The sequence below is a fragment of the Streptomyces sp. NPDC002018 genome, assembly GCF_042890865.1.
GTDB lineage: Bacteria > Actinomycetota > Actinomycetes > Streptomycetales > Streptomycetaceae > Streptomyces.
On the sequence record NZ_JBIASO010000012.1, the window covers coordinates 14,346 to 34,105 of the forward strand.

General features: G+C 72.7%; 12 protein-coding genes. 7 read left to right on the top strand and 5 right to left on the bottom strand.

What is annotated here, in order from left to right; translation table 11 throughout:
* Positions 1 to 106: 106 nt before the first annotated feature.
* The 3 genes from ACFYYH_RS20745 to ACFYYH_RS20755 all read right to left on the bottom strand — a co-directional run bounded on the left by ACFYYH_RS20745 (position 107) and on the right by ACFYYH_RS20755 (position 6,164).
* Positions 107 to 1,705: a DUF5719 family protein gene (locus ACFYYH_RS20745; protein ID WP_388552922.1), complete on the bottom strand. Its 1,599-nt coding sequence runs from the start codon at positions 1,703 to 1,705 to the stop codon at positions 107 to 109.
* Complete coding sequence (locus ACFYYH_RS20750; protein WP_388552925.1) at positions 1,702 to 5,634, bottom strand: glycosyltransferase; 3,933 nt, start codon at positions 5,632 to 5,634, stop codon at positions 1,702 to 1,704. Before ACFYYH_RS20750 ends, ACFYYH_RS20745 begins: the two co-directional genes overlap by 4 nt.
* Positions 5,635 to 5,900: 266 nt before the next feature.
* Positions 5,901 to 6,164 carry a WhiB family transcriptional regulator gene (locus tag ACFYYH_RS20755; RefSeq protein WP_014046372.1) on the bottom strand — a complete coding sequence of 88 codons (264 nt, stop codon included), beginning with the start codon at positions 6,162 to 6,164 and terminating at the stop codon, positions 5,901 to 5,903.
* A gap of 881 nt (positions 6,165 to 7,045) precedes the next feature.
* Here ACFYYH_RS20755 and ACFYYH_RS20760 point away from each other — a divergent pair.
* The 3 genes from ACFYYH_RS20760 (at position 7,046) to ACFYYH_RS20770 (ending at position 10,172) form a co-directional block, all read left to right on the top strand.
* A complete protein-coding gene (locus tag ACFYYH_RS20760; RefSeq protein WP_388552928.1) occupies positions 7,046 to 7,651 on the top strand; it encodes a cysteine dioxygenase in 606 nt (201 codons plus the stop codon).
* 107 nt (positions 7,652 to 7,758) lie between these two features.
* A complete protein-coding gene (gene cofD / locus ACFYYH_RS20765) occupies positions 7,759 to 8,715 on the top strand; it encodes a 2-phospho-L-lactate transferase (RefSeq protein WP_388552931.1) in 957 nt (318 codons plus the stop codon).
* The gene (locus tag ACFYYH_RS20770; protein ID WP_388552933.1) at positions 8,712 to 10,172 is read left to right on the top strand and encodes a coenzyme F420-0:L-glutamate ligase; all 1,461 of its coding nucleotides are present in this window, start codon (positions 8,712 to 8,714) and stop codon (positions 10,170 to 10,172) included. The genes cofD and ACFYYH_RS20770 overlap by 4 nt, the downstream gene beginning before the upstream one ends.
* Positions 10,173 to 10,342: 170 nt before the next feature.
* Here ACFYYH_RS20770 and ACFYYH_RS20775 read toward each other — a convergent pair whose 3' ends face one another.
* On the bottom strand, positions 10,343 to 11,386 hold the full coding sequence (locus ACFYYH_RS20775) for a DNA-3-methyladenine glycosylase family protein (protein ID WP_388552935.1): 1,044 nt from the start codon (positions 11,384 to 11,386) through the stop codon (positions 10,343 to 10,345).
* Positions 11,387 to 11,591: 205 nt separating this feature from the next.
* On the bottom strand, positions 11,592 to 12,674 hold the full coding sequence (locus ACFYYH_RS20780; RefSeq protein ID WP_388552938.1) for a sugar phosphate nucleotidyltransferase: 1,083 nt from the start codon (positions 12,672 to 12,674) through the stop codon (positions 11,592 to 11,594).
* 336 nt (positions 12,675 to 13,010) lie between these two features.
* On the opposite strand from ACFYYH_RS20780, the gene ACFYYH_RS20785 reads away from it, so the two are divergent.
* The 4 genes from ACFYYH_RS20785 to ACFYYH_RS20800 all read left to right on the top strand — a co-directional run bounded on the left by ACFYYH_RS20785 (position 13,011) and on the right by ACFYYH_RS20800 (position 19,559).
* Positions 13,011 to 13,769 (top strand): TIGR03089 family protein, encoded by a 759-nt coding sequence (locus tag ACFYYH_RS20785; protein ID WP_388552941.1) that lies wholly within the window; start codon positions 13,011 to 13,013, stop codon positions 13,767 to 13,769.
* Between the two features lie 337 nt (positions 13,770 to 14,106).
* Positions 14,107 to 15,465: an LCP family protein gene (locus tag ACFYYH_RS20790; RefSeq protein ID WP_388552944.1), complete on the top strand. Its 1,359-nt coding sequence runs from the start codon at positions 14,107 to 14,109 to the stop codon at positions 15,463 to 15,465.
* Positions 15,466 to 15,685: 220 nt separating this feature from the next.
* On the top strand, positions 15,686 to 17,623 hold the full coding sequence (locus ACFYYH_RS20795) for an LCP family protein (protein WP_388552947.1): 1,938 nt from the start codon (positions 15,686 to 15,688) through the stop codon (positions 17,621 to 17,623).
* A gap of 46 nt (positions 17,624 to 17,669) precedes the next feature.
* Complete coding sequence (locus ACFYYH_RS20800) at positions 17,670 to 19,559, top strand: LCP family protein (protein ID WP_388552950.1); 1,890 nt, start codon at positions 17,670 to 17,672, stop codon at positions 19,557 to 19,559.
* Positions 19,560 to 19,760 lie beyond the last annotated feature (201 nt).

Consider the following 19,760-nt stretch of genomic DNA (forward strand, 5'->3'; position numbering starts at 1 on the left):
CCGCCCCCGGTCGCCCGGTCCGCCCCGGTCGGTCAGGACGTTCAGGTCAGTCGGTCCGTTCAGGTCCGTCGGCCCGTTCAGGTCCGTCGGTCAGTCGGTCAGTCGGTCAGTCGCCGAGGATCGACAGATCCTCCCGGGCCTTCGGCACGGACACCGTCCCCCGGTCGTCCGGCAGCGTCTGCACCGTGAACATCGCGACCCCGTCCTCCGGCAGCGCGAGCGTGCGCGCCGCGTGGACCGGACCGCCCCCCGCCTCCGGCTCGACCGTCACCGCGTACGAGCCCTTCAGCCCGGCCGGCACCGGCGGGGTGACGGCCAGGGTCGTACCGGCCTTGACCGTGTACGTCTGAACGGCCGGTTCACCGCCGCCGGTCCCGGCCGAGGACGTGACCTTGACCTTCGCGGCCGCGCCCGGCGCGGTCAGCGAGAGCGTGGAGCCCTTGGCCCGGTTGTCCGCCACGGTCGCCCGTGAGGTGATCGGCGCGGTCGCCGGGATGAACGCGATCTCCTGCTTGGCGCCCTTGCCCCGGACCACGCGCAGCGCCGCGACCACCGGGGTCGCGCGACCGCTCTGGACCGGGCTGAGCACCAGCGATCCCGCCTGGCCCTTGGTCACGTCCCCGAGATCCATCGACGCGGTCATCCGGGACTTGATGTGCAGGTCCTCGCTCCCGGCGGGGGTGAACGTGCCGTCGGCGCCCGCGAGCTGCACCTTCAGATCCGCGTCGTCCTCGCCGGGCGCGAACGCCACCAGCCGTACGTCCGTCGCGTCCGCCGGGATGCCGGGCAGGACCAGCCGGCCGGCCGGGTCGCCCGAGGCGGCCAGCCAGTCGCTGCCCGCCTGGTCGTCGGCGACGCGGACCACGGCCCCCACCCGGCCGGTACGGGTGGTGACATGCACGGTCACATCGGGAGCGGTGTCACCGGTCAGCGTGGAGAGCAGCACCGGCACGCTCGACCTCCCGGGCACCGGGATGCCCTCCCCCACGTCCGACTTGAGGACGCCGTCCTTCCCGTACACCTCGATGTCGGCGACGGCGGCGGTGTCGTCGGGGTTGGTGAGATGGACATAGTCCTGGCGCGACGCGTCGGTGCTCGCCCCGGGGAACCAGAAGTCGGTGTCCGGGCCGGCGCAGGTCATACCGAGCACCCCGCGCGCGCCGCCGACACTGACGGTGGTGGTCTGCTGGGTCGTCCAGCCGGGGGCGAAGCGGCCGTCGGCGCTGCCGACGAGGGCGGGGGCCTCGGCGCCGCTCGCCTCGGCGGAGACGGGCGTGCCGGGCTCCTTGAGCGCGAGGAACGCCTTCTCCGTCGCGGAGTCCTCCGCCGCGTCCTCGCCCTTCTTCCCGTCGTCCTTGTCGCTGTCCTCGTCGCTGTCCTTCTCGGTGTCCTTGGCCGCGTCCTTCCCGGTGCCGGCCGCGTCGGCCAGCGTGACGACGGACTCCGTCAGCGCGGCCGATCCGGAGGCGCCGCCCCCGGACGTGCCCCCGGACGTCCCCGCCGGGGTGAAGGAGGTGTACGTCGTCTCCGCGATGTCCGACATGCTCGGCGCCGGGCAGAGCTGGGTGGTGCGCTCCACCGGCAGCCGCGCGGGGGCCTGGGCCGCCGCCGCGCCCGTGGAGTCCGGCGCGGTCAGCGCGGCGAAGCCGGTGACGGCGGCGAGGGCGGTGGCGGTCGCGAGGAGGGAGAGAGTCGTACGGTTCACTGGTTGCTGCTCCCGTCGGGGCGAGGACGCCGGTCGTTCTCGTGGCCGTCTGCGTAGGGCTGCTGCCCGTAGCCGTACGGGTCGTACTGGGCGGGGATCTGTCCTTGCGCCGATCCCTGCCCCGCGCCGCTGCCGTCCCCGTCCTGGTACTGGCCCTCGGGGTACGAGCCTTCCGGGTACTGGCCCTGGTCGTAGGCGCCGGCCGGGTACTGGCCCTCGTACTGGCCTTCCTGGTACTGGCCCGCGGGGTACTGCTGATACGGCTGCTGATACTGCCCTTCGGCGTACTGGCCGTCTCCGTACTGACCGTCCCCGTACTGGCCGTCGGCCGCGTACTGGCCCTCGGCGTACTGCCCGTCGCGGTAGGGATCCTGGGCATAGCCGGGAGCGGCGTAGCCCTGCGCGACGGAGCCGGTGCCGCCCTGGGCGGCGGCGTCGGCGCTGCCGTTGGTGTCCCAGTCGTAGGCCTGCTGCTGGGGCACCCCGCCGTACGGCCGCTGCTCCTCCGGAGCCCCGGCGGGCATCGGCGGGGCGGCCGGCCGGCGGCCCGTCCCGTACTCCCCGTCCTCCGCTCCGGTCCCGGCGTCGGTGTCGGCACCGGCTCCGGCCCCGGCCCCGGCCCCGGCCCCGATGGCCTCCGCCTCCGTGCCTTCCGCGCCTTCGGCCGCCTCCGCCGCCGCGCGCAGCCGCCGGGCCCGGCGTCCCTCGCCCTCCACCGGCTGCGCCGGGACCTGTTCGTCCTCCTCGGGCAGGTCGTCGTCGATCTCCCTGCGGCGCCCCGGCAGTGCGAGCACCAGCAGGACGACGGCGAGCGCGCCCTGCGTCCAGATCCACGCGGTGTGGGTGACCGTGTCCTCGTAGGTGAGATCCAGCCGGCCGCCTCCGGCGGGCAGTTCGAATCCCTGGGCCCAGCCGTCGACGGTCTTCTTCGTGAGGACCGTGCCGTCGAGCGTGGCCTGCCAGCCCTCGGCAGCCCGGTCCGCGATCCGCAGCACCCGGCCGGCCGCGCCCGAGGGGATCTCCGTGTGCGCCTCGACCGGACCTGCGGCGACGGCCAGCGGCTCGCCCGCGCCCTTCCCGTCGACGATGACGGCGCGTGAGATCTGCCGGTCCACCCGCCAGAGCGCGCTGCCGTCGAGCTGGCTCAGCCGGGTCAGGCCGGGGGTGGCGTCGAGGACGCGGCTCATCTGGCGCGGCGATCCGTCCCGCACCAGCACATAGCGGATCGCGAACCCGCTGAGCTGATCGGTCTGGTCGGCGCCCGAGCCCGCGACCAGGTTCGCGACGACCTTGTCCAGCCGTGGATCGCTGCCGCCGGACGCGGTCAGCTCGGCGTCACCGAGCCGCCCGCCGGAGCCGCGGACCAGGGAGTACGAGACCTCCGCCGCCGTCGTACCGGCGAGGACCAGGGTGCGCGGCTGGTCGCGGGTGACGCTCTCCTCCGCGACGAACGCGGGGACCTGCACCGGGTCGCGGCGCTCCAGCGGACCGGCGGCGCCGCTGATCATCCAGCCGAACACGGCCAGTACTGGGGCGAGGCCCGCGGCGGCGGCGATGAGCACGGCGACGGGCTGGCGCCAGCCGAAGTTCTCGGCGGCGACCCGTTCCCGGGCACCGTCGGCGCCCAGCACGGCCGCCGCGATCAGGGCGATGCCGTAGACCAGGGTGGCGGGTCCGGCCCAGCCCGCGTTGTTGGAGAGCACCGCGAAGACCAGCGCGAGCAGCGCGACGGCCCAGGCGGTCCGGATGGCGAACTGGCGCTCGCCGCGGAGCAGGGCGGCCAGCGCGGCCAGCACCACACCGATCAGCAGGACACCGCCCACCGCCTTGGGTCCGCCGGGGCTCATACCGAGCAGATCGAACGCGGAGGCCGAGCCCGTGCCGAACTCCAGGCCCGCCTCGCGGAAGAAGGCGGAGGGGGAGGTCACCACCGACAGCGACCAGGGGGCGAGAAGCAGGACGGGCGTACCGAGCCCGGCCAGGACGCGCGCGCCGTAGGCGGCGATGTCGTCACGGCGCAGCACCAGCGCCCCGAGGCCGAGGAGCAGTGCCAGCGGCCAGACGACGGGGGTGAACGCCATCGCGAAGGTCAGCAGGAAGGCGTACGCCCAGGTGGCGCGCCAGCTTCCGCGGGTCCCCCCGGCGTACGCGCCCGCGCGCAGTCCGTACGCCGCGACGGCGGCGCGCGCGATCAGCGGCAGCAGGATCGTGAGGACGGCCGTGCCGAGCCGTCCGGTCGCCAGCGCGCCGGTCGCGGCGGGCAGGAAGGCGTACGCGACGCTCGCCCAGGCGCGCAGCAGCCGGGACTCGACGAGCGGCCGTGAGGCGAAGTAGGCGGTCAGCCCGGCGAGCGGTACCGAGCAGACGAGCAGCAGGGTCAGCGCGAAGCCGGTGGAGCCGAGGAAGAGCGCGGACAGCGCGGCGAGTACGGCGAGATAGGGCGGCGCGGTCTCGGTGTTGCCCGTTCCGACGGGGTGCCAGCCGTCCGCGTACCGGGACCAGAGGTCGGAGACGTCCCCGGGGGCGGGCAGCAGCGCGCCGCCCGCGAGCGCGCCGCCGCCGAGCAGTCCCCGGCAGGCGACGAGCGAGACGACCAGCAGGATCGCGAAGAGCACGGGCCCCGGCTTGTGCGCGAGCTTCTTCAGCCGGGAGAACTGTTCGACCTCCAGGAAGTCGGCGTCGTCACCGCCGGGTCCCGATTCGACGGCGCCGTGCCGTGAGCCGCCGGCGTCCTCGTTGCCGGAGCCGAGGCTCGTGGCGATCTGCTCGACGGTGGCCCGGACGGTCGCGCCGGGCGGCGGGAAGAGGGGGCGCAGTTCGGCCGCCTCGACGACGCCCTTGCCGCGCACCCGGCGGCCGCCGACGATCCGCCCCGGGCGCAGCAGGGTGCCGAAGAGGCCCATGACCTCGTCGACGGCCTGGCCTGGCGCCTTGCCCACCAGATAGGCGAGCGTGCGCAGCAGGGTGCCGACGACCAGGCGGAGCAGTACGTAGGGGAGAACGGCGGCCCGCGCGTTGACGAGCATGGTGTAGACGGCGCCGGCCTTGTCGACGCGGTGCGGGTTGACGACGGAGCGGCCCGCGCAGTCGACCGTACGGCGCTCACGGGCGGCGGCCTCCGCGTGCCGCAGGACGGCGTCGGGGGCGACGAGCACCCGGTGGCCGGCGGCGTGCGCGCGCCAGCACAGGTCGACGTCGTCGCGCATGAGCGGCAGCCGCCGGTCGAAGCCGCCCAGCTCCTCCCACACATCGCGGCGGATGAGCATGCCGGCGCTGGAGACGGAGAGGACGGTACGGACCTGGTCGTGCTGGCCCTGGTCCTGTTCGCGCCGGTCGAGCCCGGTCCAGCGGCGTCCGCTGTTGGCGATGGAGACGCCGACCTCCAGGAGCTGCTTCCTGTCGTACCAGCCGCGCAGCTTGGGCCCGATGACGGCGGCGTACTCGTCGGAGTCGGCGACGCGCAGCAGCTCGGCCAGGGCGTCGGGCTCGGGCGCGCAGTCGTCGTGGAGGAGCCACAGCCACTGCACCGGTTCGCCGTGGGGCAGTTCCGGCATGTCGTAGGTGTCGTCGCGCCAGCTTCTGCTGACCGGGTCCCAGCCACTGGGCCGCTTCAGATAGGGCAGATCGTCGGGCGTGAGCACCCCGGCGGTACGGGCCGCCTCCTCGACGGCGGTACCGAATCCGGAGCGGCGCGCGAGATGCAGGACGCGGTCGGCGCCGAGGGCCTCGGTGAGCAGCCGGGCGGAGTCGTCGGCGCTGCCGGTGTCGGCTGCCATGACGTTCTGTACGGGGCGTTCCTGGCCCAGCAGCCCGGCGAGGGCGTCGGGCAGCCAGCGCGCACCGTCGTGTGCGACGAGCACCGCGGTCACGACGTGCCGAGGGAACTCGGGGGCGGTGGCGGGAACGAACGCGGCGTTGGTGGGGGACATTGAGGTAACGGGCCCTCCGGCCGTGGGGTCGCCCCGGAGGGGCGTGGGAGCGTCTCGGACGGGGCCCCACACTAACGGCTGGCAACAGGACGGTCCGCCGCCCGCGGGTGAAGGCGCAGACCGCGGACCGTTCGATCGGTACGAGGTTGTGACGATCGGGCGTGACGGCGATCGGGCCGGGACACGGGAAAACGAGGGGGCTGAACGGATCGGTCGTCCGTTCGGTCGTTTGAATAGAGAGCCCGATCGTTACCGGCGAAAAGCAGTCAGATCGCGGCCTTCTTCAGTCGCCGCCGCTCTCGCTCGGACAGGCCGCCCCAGATGCCGAATCTCTCGTCGTTGGCGAGGGCATACTCAAGGCATTCGGAACGGACCTCACAGGCGAGGCAGACCTTCTTGGCCTCACGCGTGGAACCGCCCTTCTCGGGGAAGAAGGACTCGGGATCGGTCTGGGCGCACAAGGCGCGCTCCTGCCAGCCGAGTTCCTCGTCCGCGTCCTCGACCAGCAGTTGCTGGAACAGCTCGGTCATGTGCGCCCCTCGTCTGTCTTCGCGTCCCGTGATCTGGCCGCTGTCGATTTCGGCCGAACGACACGAGTGAAATTACAAGTGTGTGCTCTGGGCCGGTCAAGCCGAGATCTGCTATTGGGCCCGGTATTCACTCTGCGGAACCAAGGCTATGCGGAAAGTGTTCAAATCACCAAAAACCTGACACATGCCACTGGCCTGCCCGCGCCCACCCCTCTCGCCCGAAGAGACGTCCTCGAACGTCCCGCACCGAGCGAGTCGCCGTCCCTCATCGGGAGAGACGCCGAGAACTCCGGTCCTGGTGCCGATCCGGCCGGGGAAGCGATCCGGATCACAGTCTGATCACAAGGGCGCGACGGTGTTTACGAGCACGGTCGCTGCCCGATGTCTCCGCGTGCGGGAGTGGACAAACCTCTCTGCGGCCGGAGTAACCGGATGAGGTGAAACATTGCCGCCAAATCGGTCATCGAGTTGACAGTGGCTACCGGACTCGCCACCTTTGATGTCATGCCAGTGACCCCCGCGCACCCCGCGACCCACCTCCGTGGATTCCGCAGCGCTGTCCGGGTTCACTGTTGCTGTTGCCCTTCGAGCTGTTGACCGTTCGAGCCGTCGCTGTTCGGGCTACCGCTGTTCGAATCGCCGACTGCCGGAATCGTTGACCTTCGAGTCGCTGACGCCGCTCCGCCGGACACCACCCCGCACCGGTTGACGCCAGCCTTGGGCTCGGACTCGGGATCGCACCCGGGCTCCAGCCGATTCTTCTGATCACGTTTGTGTCTTCCCCCCTGCGCTCGCGTGTGGTGCGTCGCCTTCCCCGTACCGCCGTGCCACACGCTTCGCGACCCCCCGCATGTCATTTCTGCCGAGGAACCACCGCATCCATGAACAGCGACAGCGACCTCCAGATCGCCGGCGACCTTCTCGAGGTCCAGCATCTTCTCCAGCCCGCCCGTCAGCACCCGGTCACGGTGGCCGAGTTCGCGGGCCTCGCCCGCGCCATCGCCGCCGACCGGGCGCGGTGGGCCCCGCTCGTCCAGTACGACGCCACGAGCCGCTGGTACCACCGGCTGCGCACGGGCCCCGGGTATGAGGTGTGGCTGCTCTCCTGGGTGCCGGGACAGGGCACCGGGGCACATGACCACGGCCGTTCCTCGGGCGTACTGACCGTGCTCGCGGGGGAACTGACGGAGCGTTCGGAGAGCGGGAGCCGCACACTGGCCGCGGGCGCGCAGCGGGTCCTCGCGCCGGGCTCCGTGCACGAAGTCGTCAACGACACGATCGAACCGGCGGTGAGCCTGCACATCTACTACCCGGGGCTGACCGAGATGCCGATGCGCGCGGCCCTGTGCGCGTCGGCGGAGGACATGGAAGCGGTGGCCGCGGAAGCGGTGACGGTGGTGGAAGCGGTGACGGCGGACACGGTGGCGGAGGCGTCGGTGGCGGAGGCGTCGGTGGGGGCGGACGCGGGGGATGCCGTACCGGCGTGAGCCGGTCGTCCGGGCGCCGGGTGGTGCGCCACCCGGCGCCCCGGCGGTCACCGGGCGCCCCACCCACCGCCCCTGGACGCCCGGCGGGCGGCTGACAGACTGTCTCCATGCGCATTGTGGTTCTGGCCGGCGGTATCGGCGGCGCCCGCTTCCTCCGCGGCCTCAAGCAGGCCGCGCCCGACGCGGACGTCACGGTGATCGGCAACACCGGTGACGACATCCATCTGTTCGGGCTGAAGGTCTGCCCCGACCTCGACACGGTGATGTACACCCTGGGCGGTGGCATCAATGAAGAGCAGGGCTGGGGACGTACGGACGAGACGTTCCAGGTCAAGACGGAGCTGGCGGCGTACGGGGTGGGCCCCGAGTGGTTCGGCCTCGGCGACCGCGACTTCGCCACCCACATCGTCCGTACGCAGATGCTCGGCGCGGGCTATCCGCTGAGCGCCGTCACCGAGGCGCTGTGCGCCCGCTGGAAGCCGGGCGTGCGGCTGCTGCCGATGTCGGACGACCGTATCGAGACCCATGTCGCCGTCGATGTGGACGGCGAGCGGAAGGCCGTGCACTTCCAGGAGTACTGGGTGCGGATGCGGGCGTCCGTGGAGGCGCAGGCGATCGTGCCGGTCGGCGCGGACCAGGCCAAGCCGGCGCCCGGGGTGCTGGAGGCCATCGCCGCCGCCGACATCATTCTCTTCCCGCCCTCCAACCCCGTGGTCAGCATCGGCACGATCCTGGCGGTCCCCGGCATCCGGGAGGCCATCGCCGAGGCGGGCGTACCGGTCGTGGGTCTCTCCCCCATCGTGGGGGACGCGCCCGTGCGCGGGATGGCCGACAAGGTGCTCGCCGCGATCGGCGTGGAGTCGACCGCCGCGGCGGTCGCGCTGCACTACGGCTCGGGACTGCTCGACGGCTGGCTGGTCGATACGGTGGACGCGGGGGCGGTGGCCGAGATCGAGGACGCGGGTATCCGCAGCCGGGCGGTCCCGTTGCTGATGACGGATGTGGACGCGGCGGCGGCGATGGCGCGTGAGGCGCTGACGCTCGCCGAGGAGGTACGGGCATGACATCGCCGCTGACGCCGGCCTCGGACCCGGAGCGCGCCCGGGGTCCGCAGCGGGCCTCGGACCGGTCGCCGGAATCGGTTTCCGACCGGTCGCCGGAGCCGGCCTCGGACCGGTCGCCGGCCTCGGACCCGGAGCCGTCGTACCGCGTGCGCGCGCTGCCCGGACTGCCCGAGATCCGGCCGGGGGACGATCTGGCGAAGCTGATCGCGGCCGCCGAGCCGGGGCTGGCCGACGGGGACATCCTGCTGGTCACCTCGAAGATCGTCTCCAAGGCCGAGGGCAGGATCGTCGAGGCGACGGACCGCGAGGCGGCGATCGACGCGGAGACCGTACGGGTCGTCGCGCGGCGCGGCCCCCTCCGTATCGTCGAGAACCGGCAGGGTCTGGTGATGGCGGCGGCCGGGGTGGACGCCTCCAACACCGCGCCCGGGACGGTGCTGCTGCTGCCGGAGGACCCCGACGCCTCGGCGCGGGCGCTCCGCGACGGGCTGCGGGACGCGCTGGGGGTGGACCTCGGGGTGATCGTCACGGACACCTTCGGGCGGCCGTGGCGCAACGGGCTCACCGATGTCGCGATCGGGGCCGCGGGCGTACGGGTCCTGGACGATCTGCGCGGCGGGACGGACGCACACGGCAATCCGCTGAACGCGACGGTCGTGGCGGTCGCCGACGAACTGGCCGCCGCCGGTGATCTGGTGAAGGGCAAGGCCGAGGGCCTGCCGGTGGCGGTGGTGAGCGGCATGGCGCACCTCGTCGGCGGCGCGGGCACGGATGCGGGAACGGGCGGGGACGCGGACGCGGAAGGCGCCCGTGCGCTGGTGCGGATCGCGGCGGACGACATGTTCCGGCTCGGCACGTCCGAGGCGATACGGGAGGCGGTCACCCAGCGCCGCACGGTCCGCGACTTCACCGACGAGCCGGTCGACCCGGGCGCGATACGCCGCGCGGTGGCGGCGGCGCTCACAGCGCCCGCCCCGCACCACACGACGCCCTGGCGCTTCGTCCTTCTGGAGTCACCGGAGTCACGGCTCCGGCTGCTCGACGCGATGCGGGACGCCTGGATCGCCGATCTGCGCGCCGACGGCAGGTCGGACGAGTCCATCGCCAAGCGCGTGCGCCGGGGCGATGTGCTCCGGGGGGCGCCCTATCTGGTGGTGCCCTGCCTGGTCATGGACGGCTCCCACACCTATGGCGACCCGCGCCGCGACACCGCGGAACGCGAGATGTTCACGGTCGCGATGGGCGCGGGTGTCCAGAACCTCCTGGTCGCCCTCGCGGCCGAACGCCTCGGCTCGGCCTGGGTCTCGTCCACCATGTTCTGCCGCGAGGTCGTACGGGACGTACTCGCCCTCCCGGCCCACTGGGACCCGATGGGCGCGGTGGCGGTCGGCCACGCGGCGACCCCGGCCAAGGACCGTCCGGCCCGTGACGCGGGGGACTTCATCGAGGTCCGCTGACCGGCCGCGACCGCGACCGTGGGGGCATGCGGATGCGGGTGCGGGGGTGCGGGTGCGGGGTGCGGGTGCGGCTCAGCCCCGGCGCGTACGGGTCCGGCCGGGGCCCGGACGCGTACGGGTCCGGCCGGGGCCCGGGGTGCGGGTCCCCGGCTCACCGTCCGGGCGCCGGTTCACAGGCGCGCGATGTCGCCCACCGGCATCCGGGGAGCCCGTCGCGCGGGCGTGCGGCCGGAGAGAAGGATCAGCCGGATCGCGCGGTGGCGCTGGCCGGCGTACGGGGCGAGGAGTTCCAGCATCGCGGCGTCGTCGGCGTCCCGGTCGCCGGCCAGGGCGTGTCCGACGATCCCGGGAAGATGCAGATCGCCGACGGTGACGGCGTCGGGGGCGCCGTTCGAGCGCTGGACGGTCTCGGCGGCGGTCCAGGGGCCGATGCCCGGGATCAGCCGCAGCCGGGCGGCGGCCGGCTCCGGCTCCATCGCCGCGGCCTCCTCCAGACGGCGGGCGACCCGCACGGCGCGCAGGATCGTGCCGGAGCGCTTGGCGTCCACGCCCGCCTTGTGCCACTCCCAGGAGGGGATCAGGGCCCAGGTCCGCGCGTCGGGGACGACATACAGCCGCTCGCCGGAGGGAAGCGCCGGGCCGGGCGCGGGCTCTCCGTACATGCGTACGAGCCTGCGCCAGGCACGGTACGCCTCGATGGTGGTGACCTTCTGCTCCAGGACCGACGGGATCAGCGACTCCATCACGAGTCCGGTGCGGCACAGGCGCAGACCGGGGCGGCGGCGCCGGGTCTCGGCGAGGAGACGGTGGCGCGGGGTGAAGGTCTCGGGGTCGTCCGACGCGCCGAGCAGCTCGGGGAGCTGCTCCAGCATCCACTCCGCGCCGGGGCCCCAGGCCTCCGCCTCCACCGCGCCGCCGCGCGCCACGGTCCTGAGCGTGCCGGGGCCGGCGGGCGTACGGCTGGCCCGTAGGTACGAGCCGTCCGCCACGGCACGGAAGGTCGGGTCGCCGGGGCCGCGGCGGAGGGGGCCGAGGACGAGCCCGAGGTCGTACGCCCCCGACGGCGCCCACCGGCGTCGGATCCCGTCCCGCGGGGGGCCGGCGGGCCCAGCGGCGGGTGCGGGCGCGGGGTGCGGGACGGCGAGGCGCGGGGTGGGCGCGCCGTGCCGGGCGGATGCCGGGTGCGCGGGGCGGGGGGCGAAGCGGCCTGCCACGGGTGGGGTCCTCGGGGTCGGGGTCACTGACGAGAGTACGGGGCGCGGAGTTCTCCCCCACGCCGCCCCACCCGGCCCCGCCCGGCCCCCGTCTCACTCCCCGGTCCCTCCCCCGGGTCCGGGGCCGGGGGATGGGGGGACCCAGGGCCGAGGACCGGCCAAGGACCGGGGGCCGAGGGCCAAAAACCGGGGATCGGGGGCGCGGTCACTGGTCGGACGAGAATCTCACCGTCGCCGGCGGGAGCGTGGTGTCGCACCAGACGCGGATGCCGTCCCGCAGTTCGTTGTCGGCCCCCACCACCGCGCCGTCGCCGATCACCGCGCCCGAGAGGACCGAGCGCGCCCCCACCCGGGCGTTCGCACCGATGAGGGAGTGGGTGATCAGGGCGCCCGGTTCGATGACCGCGTCGGGCAGGACGGTGGTGCCGGCGAGCCGGGCGCCCGCCCCGACGACCGCGCCCGCGCCGATCACCGTGCCCGCGGTGAGCCTGGCGTCGGGGGCCACCCACGCCGTCGGAAGGATCAGCCGCTCGCCGCAGCGGCCAGGGAGCGCCGGGGAGGGGACACGGCCCAGCACCAGATCGGCGGAGCCCCGGACAAAGGCCTGGGGGGTGCCCAGATCGAGCCAGTACGCGCAGTCGACCATGCCCTGGAGATGCGCGCCGGCGGCCAGCAGACCGGGAAAGGTCTCCCGCTCCACCGAGACCGGGCGCCCCTCCGGTATAGAGTCGATCACCGAGCGCCGGAACACGTACGCGCCCGCGTTGATCTGGTCCGTGACGATCTCCTGCGGCGTCTGCGGCTTCTCCAGGAAGGCCGTCACCCGCCCGTCCTCGTCCGTCGGCACCAGGCCGTACGCTCTCGGGTCCTCGACCCGGGTGAGATGGAGGGAGACATCGGCGCCCGACCGCGCGTGGGTGCCGACCAGCGCGCGGATGTCCAGGCCGGTCAGGATGTCGCCGTTGAAGATCAGTACCGGCTCGTCGGGGCCGGAGCGCAGCCGGGAGGCGACGTTCCTGATGGCTCCGCCCGTGCCGAGCGGCTCGCGCTCGGTGACGTACTCCAGTTCCAGACCGAGCTTCGAGCCGTCACCGAAGTACGGCTCGAAGACCTCGGCCAGATAGGACGTCGCCAGGACTACGCGCTCGACGCCCGCGGCCCGCGCACGGGCCAGTTGGTGCGTCAGGAACGGCACACCCGCCGCGGGCACCATCGGCTTGGGTGTGCGCACCGTGAGCGGCCGCAGCCGGGTGCCCTTGCCGCCGACCAGGAGGATCGCTTCTGTCACCGTGTCGTCTCCGCTTCCCGTTGAGGCCGGTGCTTCTTCCGCGGGGCTTGCGCCCGGGGTCCGTCCGCACGTCCATGGATACCTGTGTCCGCACACGGAACCGACCAGTGTTCGCCGGTCGTCCGGCGCTTCAGGGTCGGCCCCGGTCTCCGGCCGCCGTGGTCCGGGCGGCGGCGAGCTTCCCGTAGAACCGGTTTCCTGGGCAGTCGGTGTTGAATCCGTCCCGGTGCCCGGAGATGGCGTGGAGGCCCACCCGGCGGTGTGCCCGGTCCGGGCGGTGGACCCCTTCACCGGTACGGCGGTGGCAGCCCGGCCCCGCGGCGTACGCTTTCCCGCGTGAACGCCAGCGACCGCACCCCCGCCGACCTGCTGCGATCCGCTCTTGCCACGGATCCCGCCCGCCCCCTGGTCACCTTCTACGACGACGCCACCGGTGAACGCGTCGAATTGTCCGTGGCCACCTTCGCCAATTGGGTGTCCAAGACCGCCAACCTGCTCCAGGGCGATCTCGCCGCGGCGCCGGGCGACCGGCTCGCGCTGCTGCTGCCCGCGCACTGGCAGAGCGCGGTGTGGCTGCTCGCCTGTTCCTCGGTCGGGGTGACCGTCGAGATCGGCGGCGACCCGGCCGCGGCCGATCTCGTCGTCAGCGGTCCCGAGCCCGGGACCCTGGACGCGGCACGCGCCTGCGGCGGTGAGCGGGTGGCGCTGGCACTGCGCCCGCTGGGCGGCCGGTTCCCGCGGCCCCCGCAGGGGTTCATGGACTACGCGGTCGAGGTGCCGGGCCAGGGCGACCGCTTCGCGCCGTTCGCGCCGGTCGACCCGGACGCCCCCGCGCTCGCCGTGGACGGTACGGAGCTGACCTCGGCCCAACTCGTCGCGCGGGCACGGGCGGACGCCGAAGAGCGGGGGCTCACGGCGGGCTCACGGCTGCTGTCGGGCCTCTCGTACGACCGTTGGGAAGGGCTGTCGGCCGGGCTGTTCGCCCCGCTCGCGGCGGGCGGTTCCGCCGTGCTCTGCCGTCATCTCGGCGAACTGTCGGCCGAGGGGCTGGAGAAGCGCGTCGAGAGCGAGCGTGTGACCCACCGCGCGCTCTGACCCCTCACCCGCGCTCGCGCGCATCCCGCCGGTATACGTGGGGACCGGTCCGGGCAGGTACGGATACGACGGGCCGACGGGTCCCCGCTCCGTCACCGCCCGGTCACCCGCCGTCGCCCCGCCGTCCCGCCCCGCCACCGTCCCGCCCCGGTTCCGCACCCGTTCCGCCCGCCGCCGTCATCACCAGTGAACCTCCCCGTAACACACACTGTCACCGGGCGGTACAGGATCAGCGATACCTGCGATTCACAGCAACGCACAGCACAACCAAGCGCGGTGTTCGCCCGTCTACCCCTGCAACCGGCGGCGGCCCAGTGCGCCGCCGACGCCTTGAAGGATGGACGCAGACGTGACCGACAGCGCTGGCAGAACGCCGGCCGAACCGGCCGACACCGACACCGGAGTCACCGGCGACAACGATGCCGAGCCCACCGCACCTGGTCCCAACCGCCCGCGCCACTGGCTGCGTTGGACCGCGCTCGGCACCTCCGTCGTCGTGCTCGCCGCCGCCGGTGCGGGCTGGTGGTTCTACACCAAGCTCGACGGCAACATCACCACCGACACCACCGCCGCCGCCGAGCTGCGTACGTACGAGAAGGAACGTCCCACCCCGATCGTGCTCGACGCGAAGAACATCCTGCTCGTCGGCTCCGACAGCCGCTCCGGCAAGGGCAACGACAAGTACGGGCGTGACGACAGCGGTTCGCAGCGTTCCGACACCACGATGCTGCTGCATCTCGCCGCGGACCGGCAGAGCGCGACCGCCGTCTCCATACCGCGCGACCTGATGGTCGACATACCGAGCTGCCGCAAGCAGGACGGCACCCGCAGCACACCCCAGTTCGCGCAGTTCAACTGGGCGTTCCAGTTCGGTGGCGCCGCGTGCACGATCCGTACGGTCGAGAAGCTCACCGGAGTGCGCGTCGATCACCACATGGTGGTCGACTTCAGTGGTTTCAAAGGCATAGTGGACGCGGTCGACGGTGTCGAGGTCTGCCTCAAGGAGCCGGTCGAGGACATCCAGGCGCAGCTCCGCCTCCCCGCCGGGACCCAGACCCTCGACGGCGAGCAGGCCCTCGGCTTCGTCCGCGCGCGTCATGGCATCGGTGACGGCAGCGACACCCAGCGCATGGAGCGGCAGCAACGTTTCCTCGGCGCCCTGTTCAAGAAGGTGCGCAGCAACGGTGTGCTGCTCAACCCGACCCGGCTCTATCCGGTGCTGGACGCGGCGACGAAGGCCATCACCACCGACCCGGGTCTGGACTCGCTGACCGATCTCTACGAGCTGGCCCGCTCGATGCAGAGCGTCCCGGTCGACAAGGTGCAGTTCATGACCGTTCCCCGCCAGCAGTACCGCGCGGACCGCAACCGCGACGAACTCGTCCAGCCCGACGCGCAGCGTCTCTTCGAGCGGCTGCGCGACGACGAGCCCGTCTCCGTCTCGGCGTCCCGCCCGGCGTCCGGGGCGGACGGCCCCCGGGGCACGGAGGGGTCCTCCGACGGCAAGCCGGGCGGTACGGACCGCGAGAGCGCCGGCCCCGGTGCCACCGCCGGTCCGACGCCGGGCGACGAGCCGTCGGCCACCGCGGACGTGGCCTCCGGAGCCACCGCGGGACCGACCGCCACCACCGGTGCGACACCGGACCCGGGCCCCACTTTCGAGGGCTCGAACGCGGCGGCGGGCGCGTGTGAGTAACGCGATAACCAAAGAGAGACGTTCAGTCCATGACGATTGGGCGGATTGCCCGCTTGTAAGTGTCGTGGAATTTGTCACTGGCGTCGCTCGACGCTGAACTGGGCGGATAGTGTGACGCGATCCGGTGTATCGGACCGCGAGGCCCTGCACTACTGGATCGACATACCGAGCGCCTTGGGGGAGGCGCCTCGCGTGGCACCGACGGAGGATTCAAGCAACCGTGGATGCGCATAGCCGTGGACAGGCGGACGAGATCGACCCCGCCGACCAGTGGGTCCTCAACCCGCAGACCGGCAACTACGAACTGCGACTGGACCACTCCACTGGGCAGCCGCCCTCCTCCCGCCCACCACGAGGCGCCGGCAGACGGGGCGCCCCGCAACAGGGCACCCGGAGGACAGGCACCCCCGCCCGGGACGGAGCCGCGCCGTCGGCCGACCCGGCCCCGGCGGGCAGTGGCACGCCCCGGAGCGGCACACCTCGCGGCGGTGGCGCCCGCAGCGGTGGTGACACCGCGCGCGCCGGCACCTCGCGTGGCGACGGCCCCCGGTCCGGTTCCGCGCGCTCCGCCTCCGACGGCAGCTCCGCGGGGCCCCGTGCCGAGGTACCGGGACAGCGCAGCCGTCGCGCGGGCAAGGGCGGCCACGCCCCCGGCAACGCGGACAAGGCTGCCGCCACGGCCGCCGCGGCCGGCCGGCGCAAGCGCAAGGCGAAGAAGTCGGGCAAGAAGAAGGCCCTGGTGTGGACCGGCGGGACGCTGGCGTTCCTGCTCATCGCCGGTTCGGGCTTCGCGTACTACGCCTATCAGCACTTCAACGGCAACCTCGACACCATCGACGTCCAGGGCGCTGGCAGCGGCGGCTTCAAGAAGGACCAGGCCGTCAACATACTGCTGATCGGTACGGACAAGAGGACCGGAGCGGGCAACGAGGGCTACGGCGACAGCGGCAGCGTCGGCCACGCCGACACCACCCTGCTGTTCCATGTCTCCAAGGACCGTACGAACGCGACGGTGCTCTCCATCCCGCGCGACCTGATCACGGACATCCCCGACTGCGAGACGAAGACGGCGGAGGGCAGCACCAAGGTCGTCCCCGGCACCCCGCAGACCCGGTTCAACACCAGCCTCGGCCAGGACGGCCGTGACCCCGGCTGCACGATGCGTACGGTCAAGGAGCTGACCGGGCTCACGGTCGACCACTTCATGATGGCCGACTTCAACGCCGTCAAGACGATGTCGACCGCGGTCGGCGGTGTGGAGGTGTGCGTGGGCAAGGACGTCGACGACCCGAAGTCGCACCTGAAGCTGAGCAAGGGCACCCACACCATCGAGGGCGAGCAGGCCCTCGCCTTCGTCCGTACCCGGCACGCCTTCGGCAACGAGAGCGACCTCAGCCGGATCGAGACACAGCAGCAGTTCCTCAGCTCGATGATCCGCAAGATGAAGTCGGGCGACACACTGACCGACCCCGGGAAGCTGTGGTCCCTGGCGGAGGCGGCGACGAAGGCGCTCACCGTCGACACCGGCATCGGCAGCATCCAGAAGCTCAGCGATCTCGCCAAGGAACTCGCCAAGGTCAACCCGAAGAACATCACCTTCACGACCCTGCCGGTGCTCGACAACCCGGCGGAGGTCGTCAAGGCCACGGTCGTCGTCAACGAGGCCAAGGCCAAGCCGCTGTTCGCGATGATGCGGAGCGACACCTCGCTCACCGAGGTGAAGCAGAAGGAGCAGGCGGCCAAGAGCAAGCAGGCGGCGCTGCTCAAGGGTCCCAAGGCGGACGCGGCCGATGTCCGCGTCGATGTGTACAACGGCGGCGGCCCGCAGGGCTCCGCGCAGGAGACCCTGTCCTGGCTCCAGAACGACGAGGGTGTGCCGAGGTCCACCAACAAGGGCAACGCGCCGGGGACGGACCTGCCGAAGACGACCCTGGAGTACGCGCCGAACCAGGCCGATCAGGCACGTGCCCTCGCGGAGATGATGGGGCTGCCCGCCACGGCCCTGAAGCCGGGCACGGAGGACGCCGAGGGGCTGGAAGCGATGACGCTGACCCTCGGGGCGGATTTCAAGGGCGCGGGGGTGCCCATCACCGGACCGGCGAAGGCGCCGGAGGGTGTGCAGAAGGTGGAAGCCGACAAGCAGGTCTGCGCCAAGTGACGCCGCGACGCCGGCTCATACGGACGATCTGACGAGGGGGGTCTGGGTGCGTCAGAGCAGTGTGAGACGGGAGGGAGCGGACGAACACATACCGCACCCCCGTGAGCTGGGCTGGGACGACAGCCTGTACGAGAACGGCACGGAGGGCGCAGCGGCCGGTCCGGAGGGCTCGGGCGACGGCGGCACCTCCGACGGTTCCGGTACCGCGGAAGCCGGTACCGCGGAAGCCCGCAAGGGCACCCAGGACGCGGGGGCCCGGCGCGCGAAGGCCCCGGCCGGGGAGGACGAGGACGCCGGAGTCCAGGACACCGGAGTCCAGGACACCGGGGCCCGCGACACGGGCACCGCGAGCGCCGGGGCCCAGCACAAGGGCGGCCGCGCCGACCGCCGCAAGGGCGCGCGCGGCGCCACCGCCACACGCCGCCGTTCCAGACGCGGCCCCTGGCGGATACTCCGCTGGGTCGCCGCCGGACTCGCCCTGCTGCTGCTCGGCACGGCGGGCGCCGGCTATCTCTACTACCGGCACCTCAACGGCAACATCCGCAGCGGGGACCGCAGCAACGGCTCCACCGGCCTCGCCAAGCCCGACGCGAACGGCGCGGGCCAGACCCCGCTGAACATCCTGCTGCTCGGCTCCGACAGCCGCGCCAAGGCGGAGAACGTCAAACTGGGCGGCAGCAGGGACACCGCGGGCAATCCGCCCCTCGCCGATGTGCAGATGCTGCTCCATGTGTCCGCCGACCGGAAGAACGCGTCGGTCGTGAGCATCCCCCGCGACACCCGGGTCGACATCCCCGAGTGCAAGGACGCCAAGACCGGCAAGGTCTTCCCGGCGACCAACTCAATCATCAACGAGACGCTGATGCGCGGCGGCGCCGGCTGCACCCTGAGCACCTGGGAGAAGCTGACCGGCGTCTATATCGACCACTGGATGACGATCGACTTCTCCGGTGTGGTGAGCATGGCCGACGCGATAGGCGGCGTCGAGGTCTGCGTCGAGGACAACGTCTGGGACCGCCCGCTGCCCGGGGTCCCCGGAGGCTCCGGTCTGAAGCTGACGGAGGGATCGCACCACATCCAGGGCGAGCAGGCCCTCCAGTGGCTCCGCACCCGCCATGCCTTCGAGAGCGATCTCGGCCGGGCCAAGGCCCAGCACATGTACATGAACTCGATGATCCGCGAGCTGAAGTCGCAGAACGTCTTCACGGACACCATGCGGCTGACCGGTCTGGCGGAGGCCGCGACCAAGTCGCTGGAGGTCTCCGAGGAGATCGGTACGGTCAAGAAGCTGTTCGATCTGGCCATGCAGCTCAAGAGCGTGCCGACCAATCGCATCACCATGACGACGATGCCCTCGGTCGAGGACCCGCAGAACCCGAACCATCTCGTGCCCAGGGAGCCCGACGCCGACAAGGTCTGGACGATGCTCCGCGAGGACGTCGCCTTCGACAGCAACGGCGGCACGGCCGACGGGAAGGCCAAGAAGAAGCCCGCCGAGCCCGTCTCCAAGGACCCCGCGGCGGCGCCCGCCGGCGTCGGCGTGATCGTACGCAACGGCACCGGCAGCGAGCAGCAGAGCGCCGTCCCGCGCCGCGCCGCCGATATCGCGCAGCGGCTCGGTGCCAAGGGCTACACCCTGGCCCAGGCGGACTCGCAGCCCAGTCCGCAGGAGAGGACGACCGTCACCTTCCCCAGCGCTGATCTGGAGGGGGACGCGCAGGCGGTGGCCAAGGCGCTCGGGATTCCGCTGAGTTCGGTGAAGAAGTCGACGGACGTGTCGGGGGTGACGCTGGTCGTGGGCGCCGACTGGCGCACCGGCTCGTCGTATCCGAAGGGGTCCAGGCCCGAGGCGGGCGGCATACCGGAGTCGGCGGACGCCCTCAACGGCTCGAAGAAGGACGCGTGCATGCCCGTGTACGCGCCGTACCGCTTCTGACCGTACCGGCGGAGGCCCGGACCAGCACCGGACCAGGACTGGAGCCGGCACCGGACCAGCACCGGACCCGAGACCGAAGCGCCGCCCCGGGGGTCCACCCGGCGGCGCGGGGGGGTCGGGGGCGGCCCGGGCCACGCGGCCGGGAAGGCGCCACCCCCCGCCCGTGCCCCCGGGGGGGGCGCGCGCGGTCCCGAGGAGCCC

Coding starts and splice junctions, on each gene's coding strand:
- ACFYYH_RS20750 (WP_388552925.1), bottom strand. CDS start 5,634: ATGTCCCCCACCAACGCCGCGTTCGTTCCCGCCACCGCCCCCGAGTTC.
- ACFYYH_RS20755 (WP_014046372.1), bottom strand. CDS start 6,164: ATGACCGAGCTGTTCCAGCAACTGCTGGTCGAGGACGCGGACGAGGAA.
- ACFYYH_RS20760 (WP_388552928.1), top strand. CDS start 7,046: ATGAACAGCGACAGCGACCTCCAGATCGCCGGCGACCTTCTCGAGGTC.
- cofD (WP_388552931.1), top strand. CDS start 7,759: ATGCGCATTGTGGTTCTGGCCGGCGGTATCGGCGGCGCCCGCTTCCTC.
- ACFYYH_RS20770 (WP_388552933.1), top strand. CDS start 8,712: ATGACATCGCCGCTGACGCCGGCCTCGGACCCGGAGCGCGCCCGGGGT.
- ACFYYH_RS20790 (WP_388552944.1), top strand. CDS start 14,107: ATGGACGCAGACGTGACCGACAGCGCTGGCAGAACGCCGGCCGAACCG.